At 59.1% G+C, this 23,747-nt stretch carries 23 protein-coding genes; 9 read left to right on the plus strand and 14 right to left on the minus strand.

Features of this window, described 5'->3' with window-relative positions; genetic code table 11:
• Positions 1–133 precede the first annotated feature (133 nt).
• Together VSP_RS23210 and VSP_RS23215 are read left to right on the plus strand one after the other, a co-directional pair.
• Complete coding sequence (locus VSP_RS23210; RefSeq protein ID WP_157211019.1) at positions 134–601, plus strand: flavodoxin domain-containing protein; 468 nt, start codon at positions 134–136, stop codon at positions 599–601.
• Between the two features lie 99 nt (positions 602–700).
• Complete coding sequence (locus tag VSP_RS23215; protein WP_009963697.1) at positions 701–1,723, plus strand: ChuX/HutX family heme-like substrate-binding protein; 1,023 nt, start codon at positions 701–703, stop codon at positions 1,721–1,723.
• A gap of 754 nt (positions 1,724–2,477) precedes the next feature.
• Here the strand turns inward: VSP_RS23215 and rpsD are convergent.
• From rpsD to VSP_RS37000, 7 genes are all read right to left on the minus strand, one after another.
• Complete coding sequence (gene rpsD, locus VSP_RS23220; RefSeq protein ID WP_009963698.1) at positions 2,478–3,089, minus strand: 30S ribosomal protein S4; 612 nt, start codon at positions 3,087–3,089, stop codon at positions 2,478–2,480.
• A 33-nt stretch (positions 3,090–3,122) separates the two neighbouring features.
• The gene (rpsK, locus tag VSP_RS43445) at positions 3,123–3,695 is read right to left on the minus strand and encodes a 30S ribosomal protein S11 (RefSeq protein WP_009963699.1); all 573 of its coding nucleotides are present in this window, start codon (positions 3,693–3,695) and stop codon (positions 3,123–3,125) included.
• 33 nt (positions 3,696–3,728) lie between these two features.
• Complete coding sequence (gene rpsM / locus VSP_RS23230) at positions 3,729–4,124, minus strand: 30S ribosomal protein S13 (protein WP_009963700.1); 396 nt, start codon at positions 4,122–4,124, stop codon at positions 3,729–3,731.
• A gap of 29 nt (positions 4,125–4,153) precedes the next feature.
• The gene (gene rpmJ / locus VSP_RS41250) at positions 4,154–4,267 is read right to left on the minus strand and encodes a 50S ribosomal protein L36 (protein WP_009963702.1); all 114 of its coding nucleotides are present in this window, start codon (positions 4,265–4,267) and stop codon (positions 4,154–4,156) included.
• 434 nt (positions 4,268–4,701) lie between these two features.
• On the minus strand, positions 4,702–7,587 hold the full coding sequence (locus VSP_RS36995; RefSeq protein ID WP_009963704.1) for a M16 family metallopeptidase: 2,886 nt from the start codon (positions 7,585–7,587) through the stop codon (positions 4,702–4,704).
• 91 nt (positions 7,588–7,678) lie between these two features.
• A complete protein-coding gene (locus VSP_RS23240) occupies positions 7,679–8,263 on the minus strand; it encodes an LURP-one-related/scramblase family protein (RefSeq protein WP_009963705.1) in 585 nt (194 codons plus the stop codon).
• A gap of 82 nt (positions 8,264–8,345) precedes the next feature.
• Positions 8,346–9,212 carry an alpha/beta hydrolase gene (locus VSP_RS37000; protein WP_009963706.1) on the minus strand — a complete coding sequence of 289 codons (867 nt, stop codon included), beginning with the start codon at positions 9,210–9,212 and terminating at the stop codon, positions 8,346–8,348.
• 246 nt (positions 9,213–9,458) lie between these two features.
• Between VSP_RS37000 and VSP_RS23250 the strand changes: the two genes are divergently transcribed.
• Both VSP_RS23250 and VSP_RS37005 read left to right on the plus strand, forming a co-directional pair.
• Complete coding sequence (locus VSP_RS23250) at positions 9,459–10,316, plus strand: hypothetical protein (protein ID WP_198141220.1); 858 nt, start codon at positions 9,459–9,461, stop codon at positions 10,314–10,316.
• Between the two features lie 74 nt (positions 10,317–10,390).
• The gene (locus tag VSP_RS37005; protein ID WP_009963708.1) at positions 10,391–11,494 is read left to right on the plus strand and encodes an alpha/beta hydrolase family protein; all 1,104 of its coding nucleotides are present in this window, start codon (positions 10,391–10,393) and stop codon (positions 11,492–11,494) included.
• 34 nt (positions 11,495–11,528) lie between these two features.
• On the opposite strand, the gene VSP_RS23260 is transcribed toward VSP_RS37005, so the two are convergent.
• On the minus strand, positions 11,529–12,983 hold the full coding sequence (locus tag VSP_RS23260; RefSeq protein ID WP_156346021.1) for an AsmA family protein: 1,455 nt from the start codon (positions 12,981–12,983) through the stop codon (positions 11,529–11,531).
• Positions 12,984–13,087: 104 nt separating this feature from the next.
• On the opposite strand from VSP_RS23260, the gene VSP_RS23265 reads away from it, so the two are divergent.
• The 5 genes from VSP_RS23265 (at position 13,088) to VSP_RS23285 (ending at position 16,871) form a co-directional block, all read left to right on the plus strand.
• The gene (locus VSP_RS23265; RefSeq protein ID WP_009963710.1) at positions 13,088–14,404 is read left to right on the plus strand and encodes a glutamate--tRNA ligase; all 1,317 of its coding nucleotides are present in this window, start codon (positions 13,088–13,090) and stop codon (positions 14,402–14,404) included.
• Between the two features lie 16 nt (positions 14,405–14,420).
• The gene (locus tag VSP_RS39910; RefSeq protein WP_009963711.1) at positions 14,421–15,290 is read left to right on the plus strand and encodes a polysaccharide lyase; all 870 of its coding nucleotides are present in this window, start codon (positions 14,421–14,423) and stop codon (positions 15,288–15,290) included.
• Between the two features lie 8 nt (positions 15,291–15,298).
• The gene (gene aroE / locus VSP_RS23275; protein WP_009963713.1) at positions 15,299–16,207 is read left to right on the plus strand and encodes a shikimate dehydrogenase; all 909 of its coding nucleotides are present in this window, start codon (positions 15,299–15,301) and stop codon (positions 16,205–16,207) included.
• A gap of 128 nt (positions 16,208–16,335) precedes the next feature.
• Positions 16,336–16,584 carry a hypothetical protein gene (locus tag VSP_RS23280; RefSeq protein WP_029190696.1) on the plus strand — a complete coding sequence of 83 codons (249 nt, stop codon included), beginning with the start codon at positions 16,336–16,338 and terminating at the stop codon, positions 16,582–16,584.
• A 47-nt stretch (positions 16,585–16,631) separates the two neighbouring features.
• Positions 16,632–16,871: a hypothetical protein gene (locus VSP_RS23285; protein ID WP_009963716.1), complete on the plus strand. Its 240-nt coding sequence runs from the start codon at positions 16,632–16,634 to the stop codon at positions 16,869–16,871.
• 55 nt (positions 16,872–16,926) lie between these two features.
• Here the strand turns inward: VSP_RS23285 and VSP_RS23290 are convergent, their stop codons facing one another.
• From VSP_RS23290 to VSP_RS23315, 6 genes are all read right to left on the minus strand, one after another.
• Positions 16,927–18,681, minus strand: coding sequence for a prenyltransferase/squalene oxidase repeat-containing protein (locus VSP_RS23290; RefSeq protein WP_009963717.1), 1,755 nt, complete (start codon positions 18,679–18,681; stop codon positions 16,927–16,929).
• Between the two features lie 190 nt (positions 18,682–18,871).
• On the minus strand, positions 18,872–20,632 hold the full coding sequence (locus VSP_RS23295) for a prenyltransferase/squalene oxidase repeat-containing protein (protein WP_081452897.1): 1,761 nt from the start codon (positions 20,630–20,632) through the stop codon (positions 18,872–18,874).
• Positions 20,633–20,923: 291 nt separating this feature from the next.
• Complete coding sequence (locus VSP_RS23300; RefSeq protein ID WP_009963719.1) at positions 20,924–21,394, minus strand: ExbD/TolR family protein; 471 nt, start codon at positions 21,392–21,394, stop codon at positions 20,924–20,926.
• Positions 21,395–21,424: 30 nt separating this feature from the next.
• A complete protein-coding gene (locus VSP_RS23305) occupies positions 21,425–21,859 on the minus strand; it encodes an ExbD/TolR family protein (RefSeq protein ID WP_009963720.1) in 435 nt (144 codons plus the stop codon).
• Positions 21,860–21,951: 92 nt separating this feature from the next.
• On the minus strand, positions 21,952–22,815 hold the full coding sequence (locus VSP_RS37015; RefSeq protein ID WP_156345470.1) for a MotA/TolQ/ExbB proton channel family protein: 864 nt from the start codon (positions 22,813–22,815) through the stop codon (positions 21,952–21,954).
• Between the two features lie 29 nt (positions 22,816–22,844).
• Positions 22,845–23,747 carry a tetratricopeptide repeat protein gene (locus VSP_RS23315; RefSeq protein WP_009963723.1) on the minus strand — a complete coding sequence of 301 codons (903 nt, stop codon included), beginning with the start codon at positions 23,745–23,747 and terminating at the stop codon, positions 22,845–22,847.

Raw genomic sequence — 23,747 nt, forward strand, 5'->3', positions numbered from 1 at the left:
GCCACCTCCGGCATCTGGCCGTTGCAGGGCGGGCTCCGCGCCAACGATGGGACAGGCGATGGCATTTGCAGGCAAGCAGACCTTTTCATCCTGCGGTAAGCGAGACCCGTTCACCCCTCTCTGTCCGCTCACCATGTCTGAACGCATCCTCATCCTCTACGGCACCGTCACTGGGAACTCTGAATACTGCGCTGAGAAGGCCGCCAAACAGGCCCGGGCCCTGGGCTTCGACGTGAGGCTGGAGAGCATGCTGGACGCTCACCCGGAGGTGCTCACCGAGCACAAGACCGCCCTCCTGGTGGTGAGCACCTACGGGGATGGCGAGCCGCCCGATGGCACCGAGGACTTCTTTGAAGCGGTGGTCACCAATCAACGCTTGTCCCTCCCAGCTCTCCGCTTCTCCGTGCTCGCGCTGGGGGATACGTCCTACGACCAGTTCTGCAAATGCGGCAAAGACTATGACGCCGCCCTGGAGGCCGTGGGCGGCACCCGGCTCCATCCGCTGGTGGAGTGCGACACCGACTACGACGAGCCCTGTGACGCCTGGATCGCCGGCGTTTTCAAAGCACTCGCTGAGCCCCGGCAGGCTCTCGCCGCCTAGGCGCGAGGAAACTCTGGACGAATCAGGCCCGCATGCCCGGACAGACACTCCGTCCGCTCTGGCTCACCTCCCAATCCCCTTCCAACCAGACTCCCAACCATGGATGCTGAGGCTGAGCGCAGCGGCCGGGTGGCCTACAGCTTTCCCGCCGGCACCTTCGATCTTCAACAGACCCAGGGCAACCTGTGCCTGGCCAGTGAGGACGGCAGCACCACCTACGTGGGCCTGCGCCTCCAGTGGGTGCGGTTGTTCGAGATGGTGCGGCACTTGCATGTCGTGCTAGGAGCCGCCGCCTCGGGCCCGATCAGCCTGGCCGACACCTGGGAGCGCCCGGATTTCACCTTGTTTCCCGGAACCGGATGCCTGTACGATCTGGAGTCAGCCGCAGAGATCAAATGGCACCACCTCGCCTCCGCCATCGCCGTAGTGGATGATCACGGTCACCAGCAAACGGCCAGCATCCAGTTCTTTGACCGCCAGGGCCGGGGCTGCCTCAAGCTCATGCTCACCAACTTCTCGGATCTGGACGCGTTCGACCGGCTCGTGAAGAAGCACGCCGTGCCATTTGATTCCGGCATGGAACCGGAAGCCCCCCGCGGATCAGACTGCAAGCCGGCTGCAAAGGTGGCAGATGCCGATCTCGTCCGCCGGCTCTGGCGCGACGCCGCCCGCTCCCGCCCCGATGACCTTCTTCCCGGATTGTCCCGCTTCCAGCGCCGGGAAGCCCTCCCGCTCTTGGGCGACGATCTGGCCTGGGACTGCCAAGGCATGGTCGTCATGCGCGCCCTGGAGATAGCGACCGCCCAGAGCATCCCCCTACGCTGCGCCGTGAACAATCAGGGCGTCTTCCTGCCCGCCCCCTTCACTCCCACGCACGGGCATCCCTGTGAAGCTGGACTCACATTCTTCAGCCCCTTTTCCCAACTCACGCTGCGGCACAACCGCGAGCCCTGGGAGGCCTGGGCCACCCGTCATAGTTCCTGGCCCATCCAGTCCCCGCTCACGCTGGAGATCTACGATGACGCCGGACAGCTCTGCAGCACCCTCAGGCCGGCAGCGGAAGCCAGCGACATCCAGGTACACGCCTGGAACTCGGTATTGAAGAGTCATCGCCAGATGTAGGCCCTATTCTCACACGAAACTGTGAGGCGAGATATCGTGGCTGCGTTTGTAAAAACGCGGTCAGGAGCGGGTGGCTTGGAGGAAGCGTGACCTTCTGCATGCCACACGGCCGCTTGGACCATCCGCATGGTCACCCATGCAGCCACGACTGATCTGTGGCGGCAGTCATTTGTGGCTGCGTTTGTAAAAACGCGGTCAAGCCCGCTGAGAAGCCGACAACGCCAGCAAACCCTCCCTCGGCCACAGCACCCAACACATTCTCACGAATGCATCCACGAGCATCGGTCCGGCCGACAAGCTCCTCACCACGCCAAAGCCCAGACAGCTCGTAGCTGCGCTTGTAAAAGCGCGGTCAGGAGCGGGTGGCTTGGACGAATCGTGACCTCCTGCATGCCACACGACCACTTGGCCCCTCCGCATGGTCACCCATGCAGCCACGACTGATCTGTGGCGGCAGGCATTTGTGGCTGCGTTTGTAAAAACGCGGTCAAGCCCGCTGAGAAGCCGACAACGCCAGCAAACCCTCCCTCGGCCACAGCACCCAACGCATTCTCACGAATGCATCCACGAGCATCGATCCGGCCTGCAAGCTCCTCACCACGCCAAAGCCCAGACAGCTCGTGGCTGCGTTTGTAAAAACGCGGTCAGGAGAAGCCCCCTCTTTCCGCCTCCCCCACCACAAAACAAAAAAGCACGGCGGTGAGGCCGTGCTTCTTTGAAAGGGAGGAAGTGAGTTCTCTCGAACTCAAATCGACTAGCGGGAGTAGAGTTCCACCACCAGCTGCTCGTTCACGAACACGTCGATCTCTTCACGCTCGGGGGAGCGGTTGACGGTGCCCGTGAGCTTGTCGCGATCCACGGTCATCCAGTCCGGGGAATTCACGCCCTGGGTGAGATCGAGGAAACGGTTGGCCAGCTGCTGGGAGCGAGCGGTGCTCTTGACGGCGACCACGTCGCCAGCCTTGATCTGGGCGCTTGCGATGTTGCAGCGCTTGCCGTTCACGGTCACGTGACCATGACCCACCATCTGACGGGCGGCGAAGCGGCTGTTGGCGAAGCCCATGCGGTACACCACGTTGTCCAGACGCTGCTCGAGCATCTGAAGAAGGATGGTACCGGTCACGCCTTTACGGCGGGAGGCTTCGGCGAAGAAGCGGCGGAACTGCTTTTCAAGAACACCGTAGGTGTGGCGGAGCTTCTGCTTCTCAGCAAGAGCGATGCCGTAGTCGGAGAGCTTGCGGCGGGTGTTGCGCGCGCCGTGCTGACCAGGCGGGAAGTTGCGCAACTCAAGGGCCTTGGAAGGGCCGAAGAGGGCCACGCCAAAACGGCGGGCAATTTTTTCTTTGGGACCAGTGTAACGAGCCATGACAGATAAGGTGGGTGCAGCAACGGGCTGAGTTTAGACGCGGCGCGCCTTGGGAGGACGGCAACCGTTGTGCGGCACCGGGGTCACGTCTTTGATGACGGTGATTTCAATGTTCAGAGCCTGGACGGCACGCACAGCGGACTCACGGCCGGAGCCAGGTCCCTTGAGGCGCACTTCCACTTCACGAAGACCGTGACCCATGGCCTGACGGCAGGCATCTTGGGACACCACCTGGCCGGCGTAGGCCGTGCCTTTGCGGGAGCCCTTGAAGCCCATCTTGCCGGAGCTGGACCAACCAATAAGGTTGCCATTGCGGTCGGTGACGGACACCTGCGTGTTGTTGAACGTCGCGGTGACGTGAACAATGCCGCTGGAGACGTTTTTGCTGCCCTTGGCCTTGATGATTTTGGGCGCTTCGGGAGCACCGCCTTCAAGGCTCAGGAAGACATCATTGATGGTCTTCGGCTTTTCCTTCTCCTTCTCAGCAGGAGCGGCGGCGGCTGCCGGCGCTGCGGCTGCAACGGGAGCCGCAGCTTCAGGAGCAGCGGGTGCGGGGGTCACAGGCTCAACAGCGGGCTCTGCGGGTGTCACATTTTCTTCGGACATGGTATGCAATGAAATTTGAAATCAGCCCGAGGGTTACACCTTGCCGGACTTGGCATTCGGGTTGCGCTGGATGCCCACGGTCTTGCGCTTGCCCTTGCGGGTGCGGGAGTTGGTCTTGGTGCGCTGGCCACGAACCGGCAGCCCACGACGATGGCGGGTGGCGCGGTAGCAGTTGATGCTCGTCAGGCGCTTCATGTGTGCACCCAACTCACGACGAAGGTCGCCTTCCACCACAATGCCTTTGGCGGCAACGATGCGGCTGATCTCAGCAAGCTGTTCGTCAGAAAGTTCGCCCGCACGAATGTTCGGGTCGATACCAGTTTCAGCAAGGATCTTCCTCGTCAGAGAGGGACCAATGCCATAAATGTAAGGAAGCGATGCTTCGATGCGCTTCTCGTTAGGGATTTCTACTCCAAGCAAACGTGCCATATTCGTACGTGTTGTGTCAGTGAATGAGATTAACCTTGCCGCTGCTTGTGCCGCGGGTTCTTGCAGACAACGCGCACGGTGCCCTTGCGCCGAATGACACGGCAAGACTCACAAAGGCGTTTGACGGAGGGACGGACTCGCATGTTGAGGGGTGGTGGAAACAGTCCCGCACCAAGTGTTAGCGGGGCGGGGAGTCGGCATGTCTAGCATGAGAATCAACGCGTGCAAGCAGGATTTTGCTTTTCTTGACCGATTTCGCCGTGTAAAGGCGATGGTTAACGTGCGTTAAACAACTGGACACAGGGGGGTATTTTACCTCGCTTTAGAACGAGTTACAGCAAATATCTGCTTGCTTCGCAGGGTGGAGACCGACATCCCTCACGCACTTGAACGACCGGTTCCGCCTCCCCATTCCCCACTGCGATTGAAGCCCCGCGGAGGTAGCCCCAGAGGGCCCCAATCCCGACTTTTGAGCCTCCGCTCCGTCCTCGTTCTCACAAAAAATCCCGCCCCCAGGAAGGGAGGCGGGATCAACTCTCAGGGTCAGCCCCTCGTTTTCAGGGGCCCATCGTCAGACCTACTTGCTCACCGATCCGGCAGCAGCAGCCTTGCCAGCCCCTTCAGGAGCTTTTTCCAGCTCAGGCAGCAGACCCATGGTGATGCTCTTGGCACCTCCAAGGTAGGTCTTGGCCAAGTCATTGAGCTCCTCCTTTTTGATGCCTGTAAAGTCGTCCACGAGGGAGCGGCACCATTCCAGACGGTAAGGTTGGGACTGGCAGTTGGGCAGTACCCGGGTGAGCCAGTAGCGATTGTCACGACGCATCTGTACCAACTGCTGGAGTTGAGGCTCACGCGCACGCTGGAACTCATCATCAGAGATCCCCTCCTTGATGATGCCTTCGGCGATCTCCAGGAACATGGGTTTCACCTGCTCCACCTGCTCTGGCTTCAGGGTGGCCATGGCGGTCATGTACCCGTAGCCAGGGAACGTGTCACTGGCCACATGGTAGCTGGTCGGGCTGTAGGTTTCCCCCAACTCTTCACGGATCTTGAGACGCAGACGGTCATCCAGGATCTGCCCCAACAGGATCAGGCGGCGGGTACGCTTCACATCCAGCATGTCATCCGTGGGCCAGTAGGCCAGCGCATAGGCTCGCGGGATCTCCGTGGTGAACTTGATGTCCTTCGTGCGGGGCCCCTCCGGGAAGGTCATCTTGCGGGCCTCATCGTAGTTGGGGCGCTTGTCTGCCCGCTTGGGCAGGGTGCCGAATGTGGCCGCGACCAGCTCGATGGTCTTCTCGACTTCAATGTCCCCCAGGACGGTGATCTCCATATACCCGTCCTTGAGCATCGGCGTGAGCCATGCCTTGAGCTCTGTCAGGGTCCGACGCCCCATTTCCTCCCGGGGCGGAAAGACAAACCGGAAGTCATCGCTGTGGATGAAGCCCACCACCTTGTTCTGCATCACGCCTTCGGCGGTGTGCTCCAGTTCCTGATAGACAGCCTCAAGGTTCATCTTGAACTGGCGGTCCGCTTCTTCGCGGTAGCCCGGAGCGGACAGGGTCGCACACAGCAGTTGAAGCTGGGCGTCCAGATCCTGGGGATTGGTCTTGCCCGCAAGGGTGAAGGTGTCATCCCCGATGGCGAACTCTGTGGAGACCGTCTTGCTGGCGAAGATGCGCCGGAGGTCGTCCATGCTGTGCTTCTCCAGCCCGCCCTGACGGAAGACGCTCTGGGCGTAAGGCACCATGCCTGGCTTGTCAGCCGGTGCATCGAGCTTGCCGCCACCGAAGTTCACCGCCACCCGGATGCTGTTCTTTTCGAAGTCGGTCTTCTTCAGATTCAGGCGCACCTGGTTGGCAAAGACCACCTGGATGATTTCCAGGTCCTTCACGTCATTGCGGGCCACCACTTTCCCCGGCTCGCCGAAGTTTGAGTACGCAAAGACCGCCTCTGCCCCTTGGGCCGGTGCTGCGACAGGCTTCGCGGCGCTCGCCTTGTAGGCGGCCAGGATGGTCTCGCTGGCGTTGTCGAGCTTGAGATTCCCACCAATGAAAATCTGGATGTCATTCCCCTTCCAGGCATCGCGCAGGGAGGTCAGGCAGTCTTCCGCTGTGACGGTCACCAACTCCTTCTCAACGCGCTTCAGATCATCTTCCGGATCAGTGAAGACCAGTTCTGATCCCAGGGCCCGGACGAAGCCGTCCGCCAGCTCGGCGTTTTTGCGGGTGTCTTTGCCTTCAGCCCGGAGCCGGATGCCCTTCAAATACGTGGCCTTGGCCTCGGCAAATTCCGCAGGGGTGAAGCCGTGCTGCAAAGCGCGGCGAAGCTCCTGCTCGGCGAGGTTCAACGCCGGCTCCCAGTTCTCCGGCTTGCACTTGGCGTACACCCCGCTGTTGGCGACGAACTTGAACATGTCGAAGTTGTAGGCCTCAGCTTCGATCACCGGGGAGTTCTCCTTCTTCGCCAGTTCGGACAGGCGCTGGTTCACCATGCCATCCGCCAGATTGCGGATCATCTTCTCCCGACGGCGGCTGACAGAGTCCCCTTCCTTGTCGGCGGGCTTCACCACCTCGATGCTGATCTCAGTGGCAGGGGCCTCGAGCTCGGTGTGGAGCTTGGCGACCAGTCCACGGCCTTCCGTGATTTTGCCGAGGCTCTGGTCAGGCGAGTCGCCCACCTGGGCCTTGGCATCTGAGAAGTTCTCTTTGATGAGCCTTTCCACGAGAGGGATGTCCACATCCCCTGCGACGATCACCACCGCGCGCTTGGGGGTGTACCACTTCTGGTAGAAGTCCACAAAGCGCTGCCGCTTCATGCCCTTGATGGTCTCTTCCTTGCCAATCGGGAATCGTTTTGGCAGGAGGGAGTCCGGCATGGCAAACTCATACCCCGCCTCCATGACCCGGGTTTCCACGGAGTCCCGCGCCAGCTTCTCACTCAGGATCACACCCCGCTCCTTGTCGATCTCTTCCTCGCCCAGCAGCATGCCGTCGAGGTCATCACGGAACAGGTGCAGGCCCTCCGTGAGCATTTTTTCATCCACCTTGGGCAGCTCCAGCTTGTACACCGTCTCCCGGAAGGATGTGTGGGCATTGGTGTCTGCGCCAAACCCCATCCCGAGACGCTGAAAGCGCTCCACCATGGTGCCGGCCGCGAAGTTCTTGGACCCGTTGAAGGCCATGTGCTCCAGGAAGTGGGCCATCCCCTGCTGGTCATCCTCCTCCATCAGGGAACCCGCATCCACAAAAAGGCGGATGCTCGCACGCCCCTCCACCGGGAACTTGTTGGGATAGATGACATAACGCAACCCGTTCTCCAGCCGGCCGAAGACCGCCTTGCCATCGGGTTTGAGGTCGCTTTCCTCGTGCGTCCAGGGTTCCGCAGACAGGCGGGGGGGTGAAAACGGCACTGCTGCAAGGAGCAGCGCCACGAGACTCAGAGAGAGTTTGCGTGTCGTCATGATGATTCGGGAAATACAGACCAGCCTGAACCGGCAGGTCCATGAAAGGGCTGCGGGAACGTAATCGTCAGACAAGGCTGACGCTCAAGTGTTAGCCACGAGAACGTTCCAAAAGCACAAACATGAGCAGAGAAAGCACGATTCCCAGCTCGTCATGGGGCGGGACCGGCTCCACTTGTTCGACGTCAAACCGCCCCTCAAAAAAGGCGCGTCGCTTGGTCATCCGCAGCAGCGTCCGCCCTTCCTGGCGGACCGCATAGCGGGGATGGGCAAAAAATCCCGTCAGCAGCCCCACCACCGGGATCTCTCCCAGCACGGTGTCCAGCACCTTGGCGAAGGGGTTCTCCTCGTGAATCTCAAAGGTCGGCTGCCCCTGGGCATCGAGGATTTCGTACGACGCGCGCCAGAGGGACCGCAGCCCCCGGCGACGTACCGCGCCCATCACCTGGCCATCCGGACTCCGGAACGTGTAAGACGCGCTGAAGTCAATCATCCGGTCCGCAGAAATGGTGCAGAGCAGCTCGCGGCGGGACGAGTCAGTGAAAACCTCCACCTTCTCCTTCAGACGCAGGAGCTTCTGCTTCACATAGCAGACTTCTGCGCCTGAGGCGTCTTCTACAAAGCACTGCGGCGCGAGCGCCAGGATCTTGAAACGGAGCCTTAGAGGGTATTGCATGGCTGGAGTGTCAGAAAACGATGACGGAGCGGGGTAGGATACGCCTGGCACTGTCAGACCGGTTTGCCTCACACCTGCGCCATCACATCAAATCCACCTGCATGTCGGGATCGTGCTCAATGAAGGCCTGGGTGACCAGGAAGTCGTCCAGCGCGTTCAGCGTCCCTTGATAGAGGTCAAAGGAAACGTTGAAGTTGAAGAAGCCATGCCCCTGCCCCTCATACACCATGAGTTCGCAGACGTTTTTCTTCTTCTTCATTTTGCGGACAAACTCCTCTGAGATCTCGAAAGGCACCACCCGGTCATGCGTGCCGTGAAAAATCAAGGTCGGCGGGAGATGTGGCGCAATAGCCGCCATCAGGTTGGCCTTTTTGGCCTCATCAGGATGAAGGAAACGGTCGTGACCAAAACCCTTCTTGGAGGTGTCCAGCACAGGGTTGAAGAGCGCCAGGGCATTGGGGGCACAGGAGATGCTCGCGTCCTCGCCAGGTTCATCAAACCCCTGGACCATGGCCGCAGCAGCGATCATGTGAGCTCCGCCACTCCCGCCAGCCCCGACAATCTTGCCCGGATTGATGCCCAACTCCACCGCATTCAGCCGCAGCCAGCGCATCGCAGAGCGCACGTCCGCCATGGAATCCACCGGGGTGGAGCCATGTTTGGCCGAAACGCGGTAGTCAAAAGCCATCGCTGTCATGCCGCGGGAGGCGAAGTACAAACAATGGGGGGCGAACTGGCTCACTTGACCGTTGTCCCAGCCGCTGCTGAAAAAGAACGCGATCACGCTCTTGGGGTACGGTGGAGCCTTTTCGGCCGTCGGTTCCCAAAAGTAAACAGGCAGATCGTGCCCCCCCACTGTCTTGTAAACTTCTTCCCGGGCAGTCTTCAAAAGCTCGCGATTGCGATCAATCGGAGGGAGTTTGGTGAGACTGTCTTCGTGAGGCAGCATAAAAAGCAGGCGGCGATCTTCCAGAGAATATCAGGCTCGGCAAATACTTTTACGAATCCGACACAAACCCGGGCTGAGAAGGTGGATAAAGAGCATTTGGCCTGCCAGAATTCAGAAGAAACCTTCTCTCCATAAAGGATGCTTTCCCGCTGTCCAGAAGATCCTTGGTTTTGCGTTGGGCAGCCAATGTTGCTAGTCTTCCAGAAAATGACCCGATTTGTGCCAGTCCCCCTTGTCGTTGCTGTTTTGACCCTCTGCACTCTCCTCCCCCAAGCCCAGGGTCAGGACGCTGCTGCCCGTCGGCAGATGGAGCAGGCCTACTCCCGCTGGCGGGAGGCCATGGTCACCCGCAGTCTTGCCTCCTGGCAGCAGGCCACCGCCACCTCACGGCAGTTGATGACGCGCAATCTCATCGTCAGCCAGAAGCAGGCCTTTCCCGCCGCCCTGTTCGACCTGCCCGTCCGCCCGCCGGAAACCGCCACTTTGCGCTTTCTCAAAATGGACATTAACGGCGTCACCGGGCAGCTCGCCTACTTTGGCAAGGTGGATATCGGCCTGTTGGACTCCTCTGAAGTGCCGGAGAATCTCCTCATCCTGAAATTCATCCTGGAAAACACCGGGTGGAAGTTCGACACCACCCGCCTGGTCAATCTTGCCAGCGCGCCCGACGTCCGGGCCACGCTCAAGAACGGCGGCAGCTCGGCCTTTCTCAAAGAGCCTGAGTTTGCCCCCACCGGCGTCGTGCCGCCTGTGCCCAAGGCCTGCCCGGTGCCGGACCGCATCGGCGTCCTTCAGATTGCCTCCTTTGGCTACCAGACCACCGCGGTGGTGAATGGCTTCGATGCCGCCACCGTGGAAAACAACGCGGAAGAGCACATCATCATTGGTGGTCTGCGCGACGGCGAAAACCCTCTGCAGCTGGCCGTAAAACAGCTCCCCATCCCGGAGGGGGAAAAGCGCGTGCTGCAGATCAATGCCCTGGTGCTGACTGGAAATGAAACGCGCCCGACCATCAAGGTGTACAGCTGGAAGCCGGAGACCCACCCGGTGCCAGAAGCCGTGAGCCAGATCATTCACGTCAATCGCCTCACCTTGCGCCCTTGATCGAGGCTCCAGGACGATCTGGAACATTCTGCGTAACCAGACAGAACCCTGGGGCGTCTTCGCAGGGGTAACCAATGAAGCCCCTCCCCTCTTCCCCCCATCTTACGACGTTCCCGCTGCGATTCCTGCACCGGGCCCTGCTCCCTGCACTGCTTATCCCAGGTGGTCTTTGCCTGCTGCAACCCTACAACCTGCTGGCGGACCCCCGACCACGCCCCGCTACAGCGCCATCGGCATCGACCGCCTCCCCAGCCACACCTGCCAGCGCACCTCTTAAGCTGGACTGGGTGGACGCTTCCCGGAAGCGATCGGTACCCGTCCTGATCTATCTCCCACCCACCAGCCCCGCCACCAAGGGAGAGCCCGTCCCGGTGATCATCTTCTCCCATGGCCTGGGCGGCTCCCGCGAAGGGTACTCCTACCTGGGGCAGCACTGGTCCCAGGCAGGCTACGCCAGTGTGCATGTCCAGCACCTGGGCAGTGACGATACCGTGTGGAGGGAGACCCGCCCTGCTGAGCGCATGCAGGCAGTGAAAAAAGCTGCCGCCACTCCTGCCAATGCCCTGGCCCGCCCTGCTGACCTGACGTTTGTGATCGATGAACTGACCCGGCAGAACCAGGATCCCAAGTCTCCCCTTCATGGTCGGCTGGATCTGAGCCGCATTGGAGCAGCGGGGCACTCCTTTGGTGGCTTCACCGTCATGGCCATTGCAGGGCAGTCATTTCGTGGCGGTGCCTCGCCTCTGGCGGATGCCCGGGTAAAGGCGGTCATCCAGATGAGTGCACCAGTCATCGGTGGGCAGCGGGTTCCACAAGAGAATTTCGACAACATCCGCATCCCGGTCTTCCACATGACGGGAACGCTTGATGACAGCCCGGTGGGCGAGACCTCCGCCGCTGACCGCCGCATTCCCTATGATCGTATGCAGCACTCCTCCACCTGCCTGGTGATCTTCAAAGACGGCGATCACATGATCTTCTCCGGCCGCATGCAAAGGGACCCCGAGCGTGAAGCCTCCGACGAAGCTTTTCAAAAACTCATCACGAAAAGCACCACCGCCTTTTGGGACGCTCATCTGAAGAACAAGGCGGAGTCCCGGAAGTGGCTCTACGAAGGTGGCTTCACCACCGCGCTGGGCAGCTCCGGCACCTTTGAGCAAAAGGCACCGGCCGAATAGAATGTCTGACCCGTGCCTCGGGAATCAGCGGAGACTACTTCTCAAGCAATCCCTTTAGGAATCCGGCCGCCGAGTCCTTCACCATGTCTTTCAGGTCGCCAAAGATGTTGTCAAAACCGAAGTCAGGCTTTGCCAGGCTCCCCTTGGACTTGAAGGGCAGGGAGAGGCGGTTCTGAGAGTCAATCAATGTTCCCACAGCCAGCGGAAACAGCGCCTCGGTGATGTCCTTGCCGAATCTCTCTGACAGGGTCTTTTTCACCTCCTCCAGCTTTTTGGCGGTGAGATCCGCATTAAGCACCAGCCGGGCCTTCACGTTGTGCAGGTCCTGCGAGGCATTCACCCAGCTGCCATCATTGAGGATGATCTCATACTGGGGAAACACGAGGCGGGTCTCCCCTTTCATGATCACCTTGCCACGCACCTGGTGGACCTTGACGAGGGAGTCTTCCAGGAGAGCACCACCCAGCAACACGCCCTCGAGATTGAGCCCGTACTCTGCGATCTTCTCGCGATCCTTCTTTTTCAACTGGTCACCCAGATCCATGCCGCCGAGAAGACTTCCCTTGGCCAGTGTCACCTCCAGATTCAGGTCTGGCATCCACTCCCCAGTGCCCACATCAAAGGGCTCCATCGTGCCCTTGGAGTTCACCTTGATATCCGCCACCTGCTGTTTCTTCTCCAGGTTCTCAACGCGGATTCCTCCGGCAAGCTCAAAGCCGCAGTGATTGTGCGCGGCCAGATCTGCCGCATTCACATCGATCTCCTTGAGCTTCAGGTTCACGTCGCTGAGCTGGATCTTCGACGCATTCTTCTGGTTGGTGATTTCCACGCTACCCCGTTCCAGGCTGGCCTCGTCCACACGCACCGCCACCTTCATATCGCTGGCGCGGAAGACGCTCTTGGGTTTCGCTTCCTTGGTGGCCGCCACTGGCGTCGCAGCGGGTTCGGTCTTTAATTCCGTGACCTGCACCCCCTTCGCCGTCGTCGTCCCAGCATCGCCCGTAACGGCTTGCTCCGTCGGCGCGGCAGGGGTCTTGGGAGCATCCACCGTCCCCGGAGACTTGAAGAGAGCCTGCAGGCTGCTTCTCCCGTCCTCGTCCACCTCAGTCTTTACAGACACTCCACCGATGTGGAGTTCTTTGACATTGATCTTGCCATTCACCAGGTCCTTGAGTTCCACCTCCAGCACCGCGAGTTCCGTGGAGAGGAGGACTCTATCAGGGGAGAGGGCCTGCCGTTGCGAGGCGGGCAGAGCCGACTGATCGTCCCTGGGGGCCAGCTTCAGGCCATGCAGTTCCAGCCTCGCTGGTGAGGAAAGAATCTTCACCTGGGTGGAATCAAGCTGCGCACGACAGCTCCATGAGGCCTCCATCTGGGCAATGATCGCGTCCTTGTCGAACCGCCCCAACAACCACTGGTATCCTCCCACGCCGAGTCCTGCGAGGAGGAGGACGAAAGCCGATCCCGCGATAAGCACCTTCTTCTTCATGGCAGAGACCATACGGTGGGATACAAGCCCCTCAAGCGACAAACCTCGTCGAGCCCAAGGGGATTGACGCTTGAGAAGCCCGTCAATCCCCTCTACATCGTTGGATGTCCATTCGCGTTCGCTTCGCCCCCTCACCCACTGGCTACCTCCACGTTGGAGGCGCCCGCACGGCCTTGTTCAACTGGTTGCTCGCCCGGAAAAGCGGCGGCACCTTCATTCTGCGCATTGAAGACACGGACGAGGCGCGGAACACCGAGGCGGCCATGAACGCCATTTTCGAGGGACTGAGCTGGTTGGGAATCGACTGGGACGAAGGTCCCCAGAAAGGTGGGGACTACGGCCCCTACTTCCAGAGCCAGCGCCAGGGCATCTACGACGCCCACTTCAAAAAGCTGGAAGAAGCTGGTCGCGTGTACTTTGAAGACAACGGAGCCGCCCGTTTTAAGTTCAGCCGTGAGGCCATCACCATCCCGGACATGGTCTGCGGAGACATTCGCTTCGCCCCCACGGAAGAGCCCGACATGACGGTGCGCCGCCCGGACGGCAGCTACATCTTCCACTTCTGCAATGTGGTGGACGACATCGAGATGGGCATGACCCATGTCATCCGCGGGGAAGACCACATCTCCAACACTTGGAAACACATCGACCTCTTCAACGCCTTTGGCGCGAAGGCTCCGATCTATGGGCACATCCCCCTCCTCCTCAATCCCGGCGGCTCCAAGATGAGCAAGCGGGACGAAGGAGCCAGCATCGACAGCTACCTGCAGGCTGGCTTCCTTCCCCAGGCGGTGTTCAACTACCTTTGCCTGCTGGGCTGGACCCCCAAGCTTGAAGGTGAAACCTTCTCTGCGCAGCAAGCCGTCGAACTGTTCGACATCAGCGATGTTCATCACAGCAATGCCCGGTTCGACATGACCAAATGCACCTGGGTGAACCAGCAGCACCTCCGTCTGCTGGACGACGCTGCCCTCGTTGCCTATGCCCGCCCCTGGCTGGAAAAGGCCGGCATCACCCCGGGCAGCGACGAGGCTTACATTGCCCGCACCCTGAACAGCGTGAAGGAAAAGGTGAGCTTGGCCTCGGAGTTCCCCTCCTGGGTGCATTTCTTCTTCACGGAAGACTTCGCGTTCGAGGACGAAGTGATGACCAAGCTGAAGGCCAACGCCCAGGCCCCCAAACTGCTGGCCGCCCTTCAGTCCGGACTCCGGGCCACCAGCGAATGGAGCGAAGCGGGTCTCAGCGAGGCCCTGACCCAAGTCGCCGCCACCGAAGGGGTGAAGCCCGGAGCCCTCATGCCACTGCTGCGATTCTCTCTGAGCGGTCAGACCCGCGGTCCAGATGTGAAGGTGATGATGGTTGTGCTCGGGCAGGAGCGGTCCATCGCCCGCCTCGGCCGCGCCGCCGCCCTTCTGGCGTGAATTCATAACGATCCCTATGATGTTCCGCCAAACCATCCTGGCCCGTCGTCGGTTGCTCCCCGCCTTCGTGCTGGGGATGGTGCTGGGCATGAACCTGGCCATCAGCCCTTCCGGGCACGCTGGGGAGGAAGCACCTCGGCTCATTCTCCTCAATGGACCCGCAGGGCCCTACTCGCTGGCCCAGTGGAAGAAAGACTGGCCCGGCTGCAGGTTTGAAGGCGGCATCCGCGAAGGCAGAGTTGCTCTGACAGAGGCCGACCACCAGCGCTGGTTGCGTGTTTCCTATACCCCGGGTCAGATCGGCCCGGAGAAAGGCGGCGCAGGATGGAGATTCCCCTTTGGCGCGCATGAGTTCGCGGAGCTCACGTACACGTTGCGCTTCAGCCCGGACTTTGACTGGGTGAAAGGCGGCAAGCTGCCCGGCCTTTGTGGAGGGCCGGAAAACGTGAGCGGAGGCCGCCCGGCCAACGGCAACAACGGATTCTCCGCACGGCTCATGTGGCGGAAGGACGGCCGGGGACAGGCTTACGTGTACCACAAGCACCAGCAGACAAACTACGGCGACCAATTCAACTTTCCCGATGATTTCCGATTCCCCACCGGATCCCCCTTTCAGGTGAGAATTCAGGTGGGCATGAATACACCCGGGCAACGTAATGGCACCCTGCGCGTCTGGATCACCGCGGCATCCACCCCAGCCCGCCTCATGGTGGATCGCGAAGATCTGCAATGGCGGGACAACCCCAGTTTTGGCGTGGACTCACTCTATTTTGAAACCTTTCACGGCGGCAGTGATGACACCTGGGCCCCCACGCGGCCCTGCTGGGCGGAGTTCGGCGGGTTCAAGCTCGACTTCACCCCAGCCACTCCAGATTCCAAGAAATAACCCGATACATGTCCAAGGCCTGCTACACCCTGGAGGACCTGCGAAACTGGTCCTCCGTTTCTGCTGAGATCAATCCACCCGCCCGGCTCGCCGTCATCGGCGATCCCATCGCCCACTCGCGCTCACCTCAGATGCACAACCCCGCCCTCAAGGCCAGGGGTATTGATGCGCAATACATTCGTGTGCACGTTCCTCCGGGATCGGTGGCGGAGGCACTCAATCTGTTTGCTCTGCATGGGTTCGTGGGGGTGAACTGCACCATTCCCCACAAGTTCGAGGCACTGGAGGCCATGGACGAACTCAACGGTCTGGCCGTCGCGTTGGGCGCGGTGAATACTGTCCATCTCCTTGGCGGTCAAAAGATCGGCTACAACAGCGACGGTCCCGGATTTCTCCGGTCCGTCGAAGAAGCCTTTGGCTCATCAGTGAAGGATCTCCGGGTGCTCATTATTGGAGCGGGCGGCGGTGCCGGGCAGGCGGTGGCCATTCAAAGTGCGCTGGAGGGCTGCCCCAGTCTGCGCCTTGCCAATCGCACCGTCACCAAGCTCGCGCCCCTCGTAAAAAACTGCCAGCAACTCTCCTCCACCACCCGGGTGACGGCGCTCACCTGGTCCGACGAGGAGATTTCCTCGATCCTTGATGACGTGGATCTCATCGTCAATGCCACGCCTGTGGGCATGAAGGATGGCGATGGACCTCTCTTCGGCTACCAGCGCATCCAGCCCCGGCACCTCGCGTATGACATGGTCTATCGTACAGCGTCCCCCACTCCATTTATCAGTGCCGCCAAAGCAAGCGGAGCCCGTACCTGCGATGGACTTCAGCTTCTTCTGCACCAGGGAGCCATCTCGTTTGGACACTGGTTTGGAGAACCCGTGCCACTTGAGGCCATGCGCGCTGGGTTGATGCAAAGCTAGTCGTCAGCGAGCCCACTAAAGCCATGAATTCCAGGCTTTTAATCAATCGTGGAGATTGATTGATCCTTCTGTCACCCCTCCGCATCTCTTTTGCACTCGCTGAGGGGGGGGGAATCCGTTTTGGTGGCATGGGGACTCACAATGACAAAGGTTCCAGTGATGAAAACGTTTCCCAAGCCAAGCCTTCGCTGGGAAGAACCCTCCGACAATTCTGGATCATCGCGAAGGCGTTCCTCGGGTCCAAAAGCAAGCGCAAGGCCCGCAGCTTCTTGGCTGTCCTTCTGCCCCTCTCGCTGGCCGTCGGCGGCGTCCAGGTGCCGCTGAGCTATGCCGGCAGGGACTTCATGAATGACATCGCCCTCACAAGGATGGTGTAGCCTACTGGCGCAGTCTCGGGTGGTATCTTGCCACCTTTGCCCTGGCGGTGCCGATTGGCACCTACTACCGCTGGACCGAGGAGCGACTCGCCCTGCTCTGGCGGGAATGGCTCACTCAACACCTCATCAAGCGCTACTTCAACAATCGGGCATACTACCGTCTCCGGAGCTCCCCCAATGGGGACAACCCGGACCAGCGTATCAGTGCAGACGTGCGCAACTTCACCGTCAGCACGCTGAGCTTCCTGCTAATCCTCCTGAACTCGCTCGTCACGCTGATTGCCTAAAAAACGGGGCACCACAGCATGTGAGGCCCCGTTCATTTTCAGTTGATCTCGAAAATCACTTCCGATCGAAGATCGAAGAGCTTTCGCGGTCAGCCACCTTGAGGTAGCGATAATACACTTCCAGCATCAGGATGCAGAGAGAGGTGGGATAGATGTTGTCCCCACCGGCACTGGCGTTGTGGAAATTGGTGGGCGACTTCCAACTCCCGTCCGGCTGTTGGTTCTTGAGGATCTCTTTCAGCACGGCTGCATTCCAGTAGTTCCATTCTTCCCCACCATATTGGAAGAATGCCTGCTGGTAATAATACCAGGAGTAGAGGTTGGCATGATCCCAAGACGGAGGCTCTTTTTTGAAGAGTTCATGGGCAAAGCTGATGGCCTTTTTGATCTCCGTCTTCCGGCCATTGGCCAGAGTCTGCAGCCCCAGCGCACCGGCTCCCGTAAGTTCCCACTGGTTGTAGCTGGTCTCGCGATTGGTACCGCCAATGCCGCCATCCTTGGTCTGTTTGTTCTCGAGGTATTTAACAGTGTTGTCGATGGCGCCGTGCAGACCATTGATCTTCAAGTTCGTGAGCTTGGCCGCCTTCAGTGCCTGGTACTGCCAGCCCGTGACTGAGAGGTCCTCGCGGCCCTGAAGATAGGTGCCTTTGTCCGTGTCATACACCCAGCTGCCACTCTTCTGCTGGTTGTCGATGATCACCCCCACACCGGTCTCGAATGCCTCACGCATGCCCGGCAGTGACTTGCTGCCCATACGAGCGAGGGTGTACATCTCCCCCAGAGCGTAGGTGGCGATCCCGTGCTCATACACCGGTGCATTGCCAGAGGTGGCCTGAGAGAACAACTTGTTGGGATTCTTCTTCTGGGTCTCCACCAAGAACATGATGCCCTTCATGACGTTCTCCCCATAGAAAGGAGAGTCCGGAGTCTCACAACGGCCCAAGTAAGCGAGAAGAGCAAAACCTGTCATGGCCCCCTTGTACTGAGTGCCCCAGGATCCGTCCGCCTTTTGCTTGCTCTTGAGGTATTCCAGAGCAGTGCTCACCGCTTTTTCACACTCGGCCACGCCGCCGCTCTCCTTGAGTTTCTGAAGCCGCTCGGCCGTGCTGCAACGGCTTTTCAACGTCGGTGGCAGGCTCACAAAACCGGACTGCCCCCCCATGCCAATCCCCTTGCCAAATCCCCCACCCGCACCGCCAGAACCAAACCCACCGCTGCCCATGGAGCCCCCCATCAGACTGCCCACTTCCGGCATGTCGATGGATTCCATCGGCACGTCATTGAGCGCTATCGCCGCATTGGCACTCGTGCTCACCACCTTTTTCATGGGGGTGCTCTTGTTCAGGGAGCTACGCTTCTTATTTTGAACCGTCTGCGCCAGCTGTTGGTTGGCCTCAGCCCCCTGCTTGCTGCCACCGCCCGGGAGGAAGTCCACTTTGTTCTCCGTGACGATCGTCTCCACCAGGAAGTAGGCCCCGACCAGCAAACCCGCATGGATGAGCAGACTGATCATAAAGGAGCCGCCGCCTGCCTTGCGCCAATACTGGGCAAAGATGTTCTTCTTTACCGGAGGGGCGATAGGCGCATGAAAGTGCGGAGCCTCAAAGTGCTCGATCTGCTGGGGAACGTCATGCTGGTGCGCAGGAACTGCCTGTTCGTATTGAGGGATCTGCACCGGCTGGGATCCGGTGGGAGCCGTGGGGTCCAAAGATTGAATCTGTACCAACGGCACGGAGGCGCTGCCCGTCGTGGGCGGCAGCACGGGAACAGGATTGGAGGAAGGCTGGTGCTCGGAGTCGGAAGGATTCATAGCGGAGGAGGCGGCGTTGCCAGTCACAAGTGATGACGGGCAAGTCGGGCAGATCTTGGTCTTTCGCAGAAGAAAGCTGCGCAATTCCTATCCCACCCAAAGGGTTAACCCTTCGATCCGACCATTTCTTAGACTCAAAGACAAGTAATATCTCGCCATCCGGTCAAAATCCACCCATCCACTTTGATGCCTACTTGCGGTCAAAGAGGGAGGATGATTCGCGATCTCCCACCTTCAAATAACGGTAGTAAACCTCCAGCATCAGAGTGCACAGCGCAGTGGCATAGACGTTATCCCCGCCCGCAGTCGCACTCCTGTGCGTCCAGCTGCCATCCTTGTTTTGATTTTGAAGGAGTTGCGGCAAGACAGCCTTGTTCCAGTAGTCCCATTCTTCTCCGCCAGCCTGGAAGAACGCCTGCTGATAGTAGTACCAGGTGTAGAGGAGCTGGCTATTTCCATCTGACCAGAGGGGGGGCTCCTTTTTGTAGAGTTCGTACGAAAAGTCGATGGCTTTCTTGATCTGGGATTTCTTCCCGTTGCCCAGCGTCTGCAAGCCGAGGGCTCCAGCGCCGGTCAGGTTCCACTGATTGTAATGAGCCTCCCGGTTGGTACCTCCAATGCCGCCATCCTTGGTCTGCTTGCCTTCCAGATACTCCACTGTCTTGTCGATGGAGGAATGCAATCCGTTGATTTTCAAATTGGTCAACTTGGCCGCCTTGAGTGCCTGGTATTGCCACCCTGTTACCGAGAGGTCCTCACGGCTCGGGGAATAAAAACCCGTGGACTGGTCATACACCCAGCTCCCGCCCTTCTGCTGATTGTCGATGATTACCCTTACCCCTTCCTCGAAGGCTTCACGCATGCCCGGCAGCGATTTGCTGCCCATACGAGCGAGGGTGTACATCTCCCCCAAAGCGTAGGTCGCAATGCCGTGTTCATACACCGGGCCGTTGCCAGCCGTGGCTTGGGAGAACAGTTTCTGTGGATGTTTCTTCTGCGTCTCGATGAGGAACATGATGCCCTTCATGACGTTGTCCCCGTAGAAAGGGGAATCCGGAGTTTCGCAGCGCCCCAGGAAGCAAAGCAAGGCAAAACCGGTCATGGCTCCCTTGTTGTTTGTGCCCCAGGAACCATCCGCCTTTTGCTTGCTCTTGAGATATTCCAGAGCAGTGCTCACCGCTTTTTCACACTCGGCCACGCCGCCGCTCTCCTTGAGTTTCTGAAGCCGCTCGGCCGTGCTGCAACGGCTTTTCAACGTCGGTGGCAGGCTCACAAAACCGGACTGCCCCCCCATGCCAATCCCCTTGCCAAATCCCCCACCCGCACCGCCAGAACCAAATCCACCGCTGCCCATGGAGCCCCCCATCAGACTGCCCACTTCCGGCATGTCGATGGATTCCATCGGCACGTCATTGAGCGCTATCGCCGCATTGGCACTCGTGCTCACCACCTTTTTCATGGGGGTGCTCTTGTTTAGGGAGCTACGCTTCTTATTTTGAACCGTCTGCGCCAGCTGTTGGTTGGCCTCAGCCCCCTGCTTGCTGCCACCGCCAGGGAGGAAGTCCACTTTGTTCTCCGTGACGATCGTCTCCACCAGGAAGTAGGCCCCGACCAGCAATCCCGCATGGATGAGGAGACTCACCATGAAAGACCCGCCCCCGGCCTTGCGCCAGTACTCGACAAAGATGTTCTTTTTTACGGGCGGAGTGGTCGGCGCATGAAAGTGCGGAGCATCGATCGGGTGTACCACAGGTGGAGATGCCGCATAGGATGGAGAGGCGTCCATCAAAACGGGAGCCGCCACCGAATGCCCCCCGGAGGGAGCAGTAGGTTCCAAAGATTGAATCTGCACCAGCGGCACTGAGGCACTTCCCGTCGTGGGAGATAGCGGAGGTGCGGGTGAATCAATTTCGAGCGCAGGCAACGGGTGGGATGCGGATGCAGGATTCATGAGGATCTCGATTAGGCCTGCCGCGGCACCTATTTCACCCATCCACACGCAGGAACGACTCTCATTAGATCAATTTTCATCCACCTCCGCAAGATTCAATAACCTCAATGGACAAGCATTATCCCTAAACATCTGGCTACAATCATGTGGATCGCACCCAAAACAACACCTCAGCGCTCAACTCGGGGCACTACAGCCCATTCTGAAGCAAGACAAAAAGACCCACCCTGATCAACACAGGGTGGGTCTAACTTGAACAAAATTGGGAGCCGACGCTCCGCGAAAACTTCTTTAGAACTCTTCAGAGCCGACAGTGAAGGTCACGTTGGCAATTTTGGCCGCAGCCAGTGCGTTCATCACTTGAATGATGCGCTCATACTTGGTCTGCTCTTCCGTTTGCAAGGTGACGAGCACCTTGTTGTTCCGGAGGTCAGCATCCTTGCGAAGTCTGATCAGGCTATCTGTCAGAGAGGGGAGCTTGGGATCCGTAGGGGAATCAAACTCCTCATCATTCATGGCGACCGCACCATCTTCCGAGATAGCAATCAAGATCTCGTCCGGAGGGGTTTCTGCTACGACAGGGTTGGCCGTCACAGCCCCCGGCAGGGCGGTTTTCAACTCATGTTCGACCTTCACACTGTTGGCCATGACCATGAAAAACAGCATGATCACAAACACCACGTCGATCATCGGAGCGATCTGGAACCCTGTCCCGATCTGCTCCACTTCAATTTGTTTTCGGCCTTTGCTGCTACCGCTCATAATGGATGGGTGAGATTGGCTCTTTAAAATTTACTGGTTCAAGGCCGAGAAGGCCAGATCATCCATGCCTGCTTCACCCAACACACTCATGGTGCGCTGGATTTCCACCGCAGGAAGACGTCTGTCACCACGAATGATGACTCGATAGTCCGGTGCTTTGGCCTTCTTCCCCTTGAGCACCTCCACCAGCGCGCTGACATCATCATAGGTATTCCCCTCGAAGTTCAACTCACCCTTCTGGGTCTTGGGATTCCACTTCACATTCAGAGCGCCTTCCGACATCTTGCTTTTCTCCTTCTTCTTGGCCTCGGGTGCCGCTGGCAACTGGATGTCTTTGTCCAGTTGGAGCACCTCCGCCGTGGTGATGCTCATGAAGAAAATGAGCAAGACAAGAAGACAGTCGATCATCGGAGCAATTTGAAACTCCGGTTCGCCGCTCTCCATACTGCCGCCGCCGCCGCCCATAGTGTTAAAAAGGTAAGGGTTAACTGACTGACTGACTCAAAATAATATGCAGGGGCTACGCCCCTGCTGGAACTGACCTGCTCTAGAATCCATTACGCAGGAAGTGCTGTAGCAGCAGCATCTTCATCGGACACCCAGTTTGGCCGGGCCGCGAAGAACTCTTCTTCACCCACATGGCAATCCTTGAGGTCTTCGTAAGGCATCTTGCGGAAGAGGCTCACCACGATGTCCTGGCAATAGTGGATCGAACCCTGAAGACGGTTACGAAGCACATAGAACATCATGAAGGCCGGAATGGCGATGGCCAGACCGGAGGCCGTCGCGATCAACACTTCACCGATGGCTGCCGAAAGGCCGGAGGGGTCACCCACGCCGGATGCACCAAGGTGTTCGAAAGCGGTCACCATGCCCGTCACGGTACCGAGCAGCCCCACCATCGGAGTGCACACACCGATAACGGAGAGGTAGTTGATCCGGGTGGTGGTAGCGGCGTTGAACTTGTTGAGTTCGCCCATCATGGCGTCTTCGGTGGCATGCTGGCCGTCTCCAATGAAACTCAGGGACACGCGCACCGTGTCGCTGAAGGCAGAGGGGTTGTTCTTGCAGTGCTGATAGGCACCTACATAGTCCCCCATACGGAAGAGATCCTTCGCCCCGTTCACATGGGCGTCAGGAGCAAGCTTCTTCTTGCCGGTGCGGATCCAGAGGTCGGTGGAAAGCCAGATGGTCAACACGGAAAAGCCGAGAATGGGGTACATGACCCAGCCGCCTTCCTTGAACTTGTCGAGCATGGACTTCTTATGCACGATCGGGGCCGTTGAAGCGCCTTCCGCCGGAGCCGGGGCCTCCTCTGCATGAAGTGCCGAGATACCAAACTGCAAACCACCGAACGCGAGGGTGGCGCAGACCAACAGGCGGCCAAGCCTAAGTTTCAAGCGGGAGCGTGTGATGTGCATGGGCAGATTATACATGGTTTGACGTTGCATTACTTGGATTCAGTTTTCGTTGGGGAATCTTTGCCACCAGCCGCTGCCGGCCGGTCTGGCTTGTTTTCACGACCGTTGTAAATGACCATTTCTTTTTTGGCCGTTTCAGCGGTTTCGGAACCGGGGTAAGCTTCGGCAATGCGCTGGTAGAACCCCACGGCATCCTTAAAACGCTCCATCTTTGTGAGCGTACGGGCGGCGGCAAGCTCCGCCTGAGGCACCAGTGCTGCCTGGCTGCCGTAAAACACGGGCACATGCAGATAGGCCATCAACGCGGGTTCCCAACGCTCTTTCCGGGTGTGAATCTCTGCAACGGTCATCCAGAGACGGGCGGAGATTTCTGCATCCAGAGTGTCCTTCAAAAGATCTTCCGCCTGACTCAGAATGGCATCCTGGTCGCTCGAGGTGCGACGGGCCATGTTGAGCTTCAGAATCCGCACCTTGAGCTTCTTCTGTTCGTCCCATTTCATGGCTTCCACTTCAGGGAGCACACGAATCAAGGCATCAAAGTCACCTGCCTGATCCAACGCTTCCACGTGAGCGAGCGAGATGTCATTGTAGGGGCTGCCAGGAATAGACTTGAAGGGCTTGAAGAACTCTTTGGATTTGGCGAGCACCTCAATGGCCTCCTTGGCCTTGCCTTCACCCAGCATGGCCTGGGCTTCGAGCACCTCGCGAACTTCCGGCCACTCCAGTCGGGCGATGTCGGTGAGATTGATGCTGGCCTTGGCCTCAGCACCATTGCTCATCTTGATCGTGCGGCTGACCTTGCCTCCTTCGACGCTAAAGCTACCAAAGGGAATGCGGTCGTTGTTCTTGAGCACGAGCGCCTGGGCGTGAAGCGCCGGCGCACTGAGAGCCAAACAAGCCAGCGGAAACAACAGTGATTTGAAAGAAAGCAT

This window comes from Verrucomicrobium spinosum DSM 4136 = JCM 18804, from assembly GCF_000172155.1.
GTDB lineage: Bacteria > Verrucomicrobiota > Verrucomicrobiia > Verrucomicrobiales > Verrucomicrobiaceae > Verrucomicrobium > Verrucomicrobium spinosum.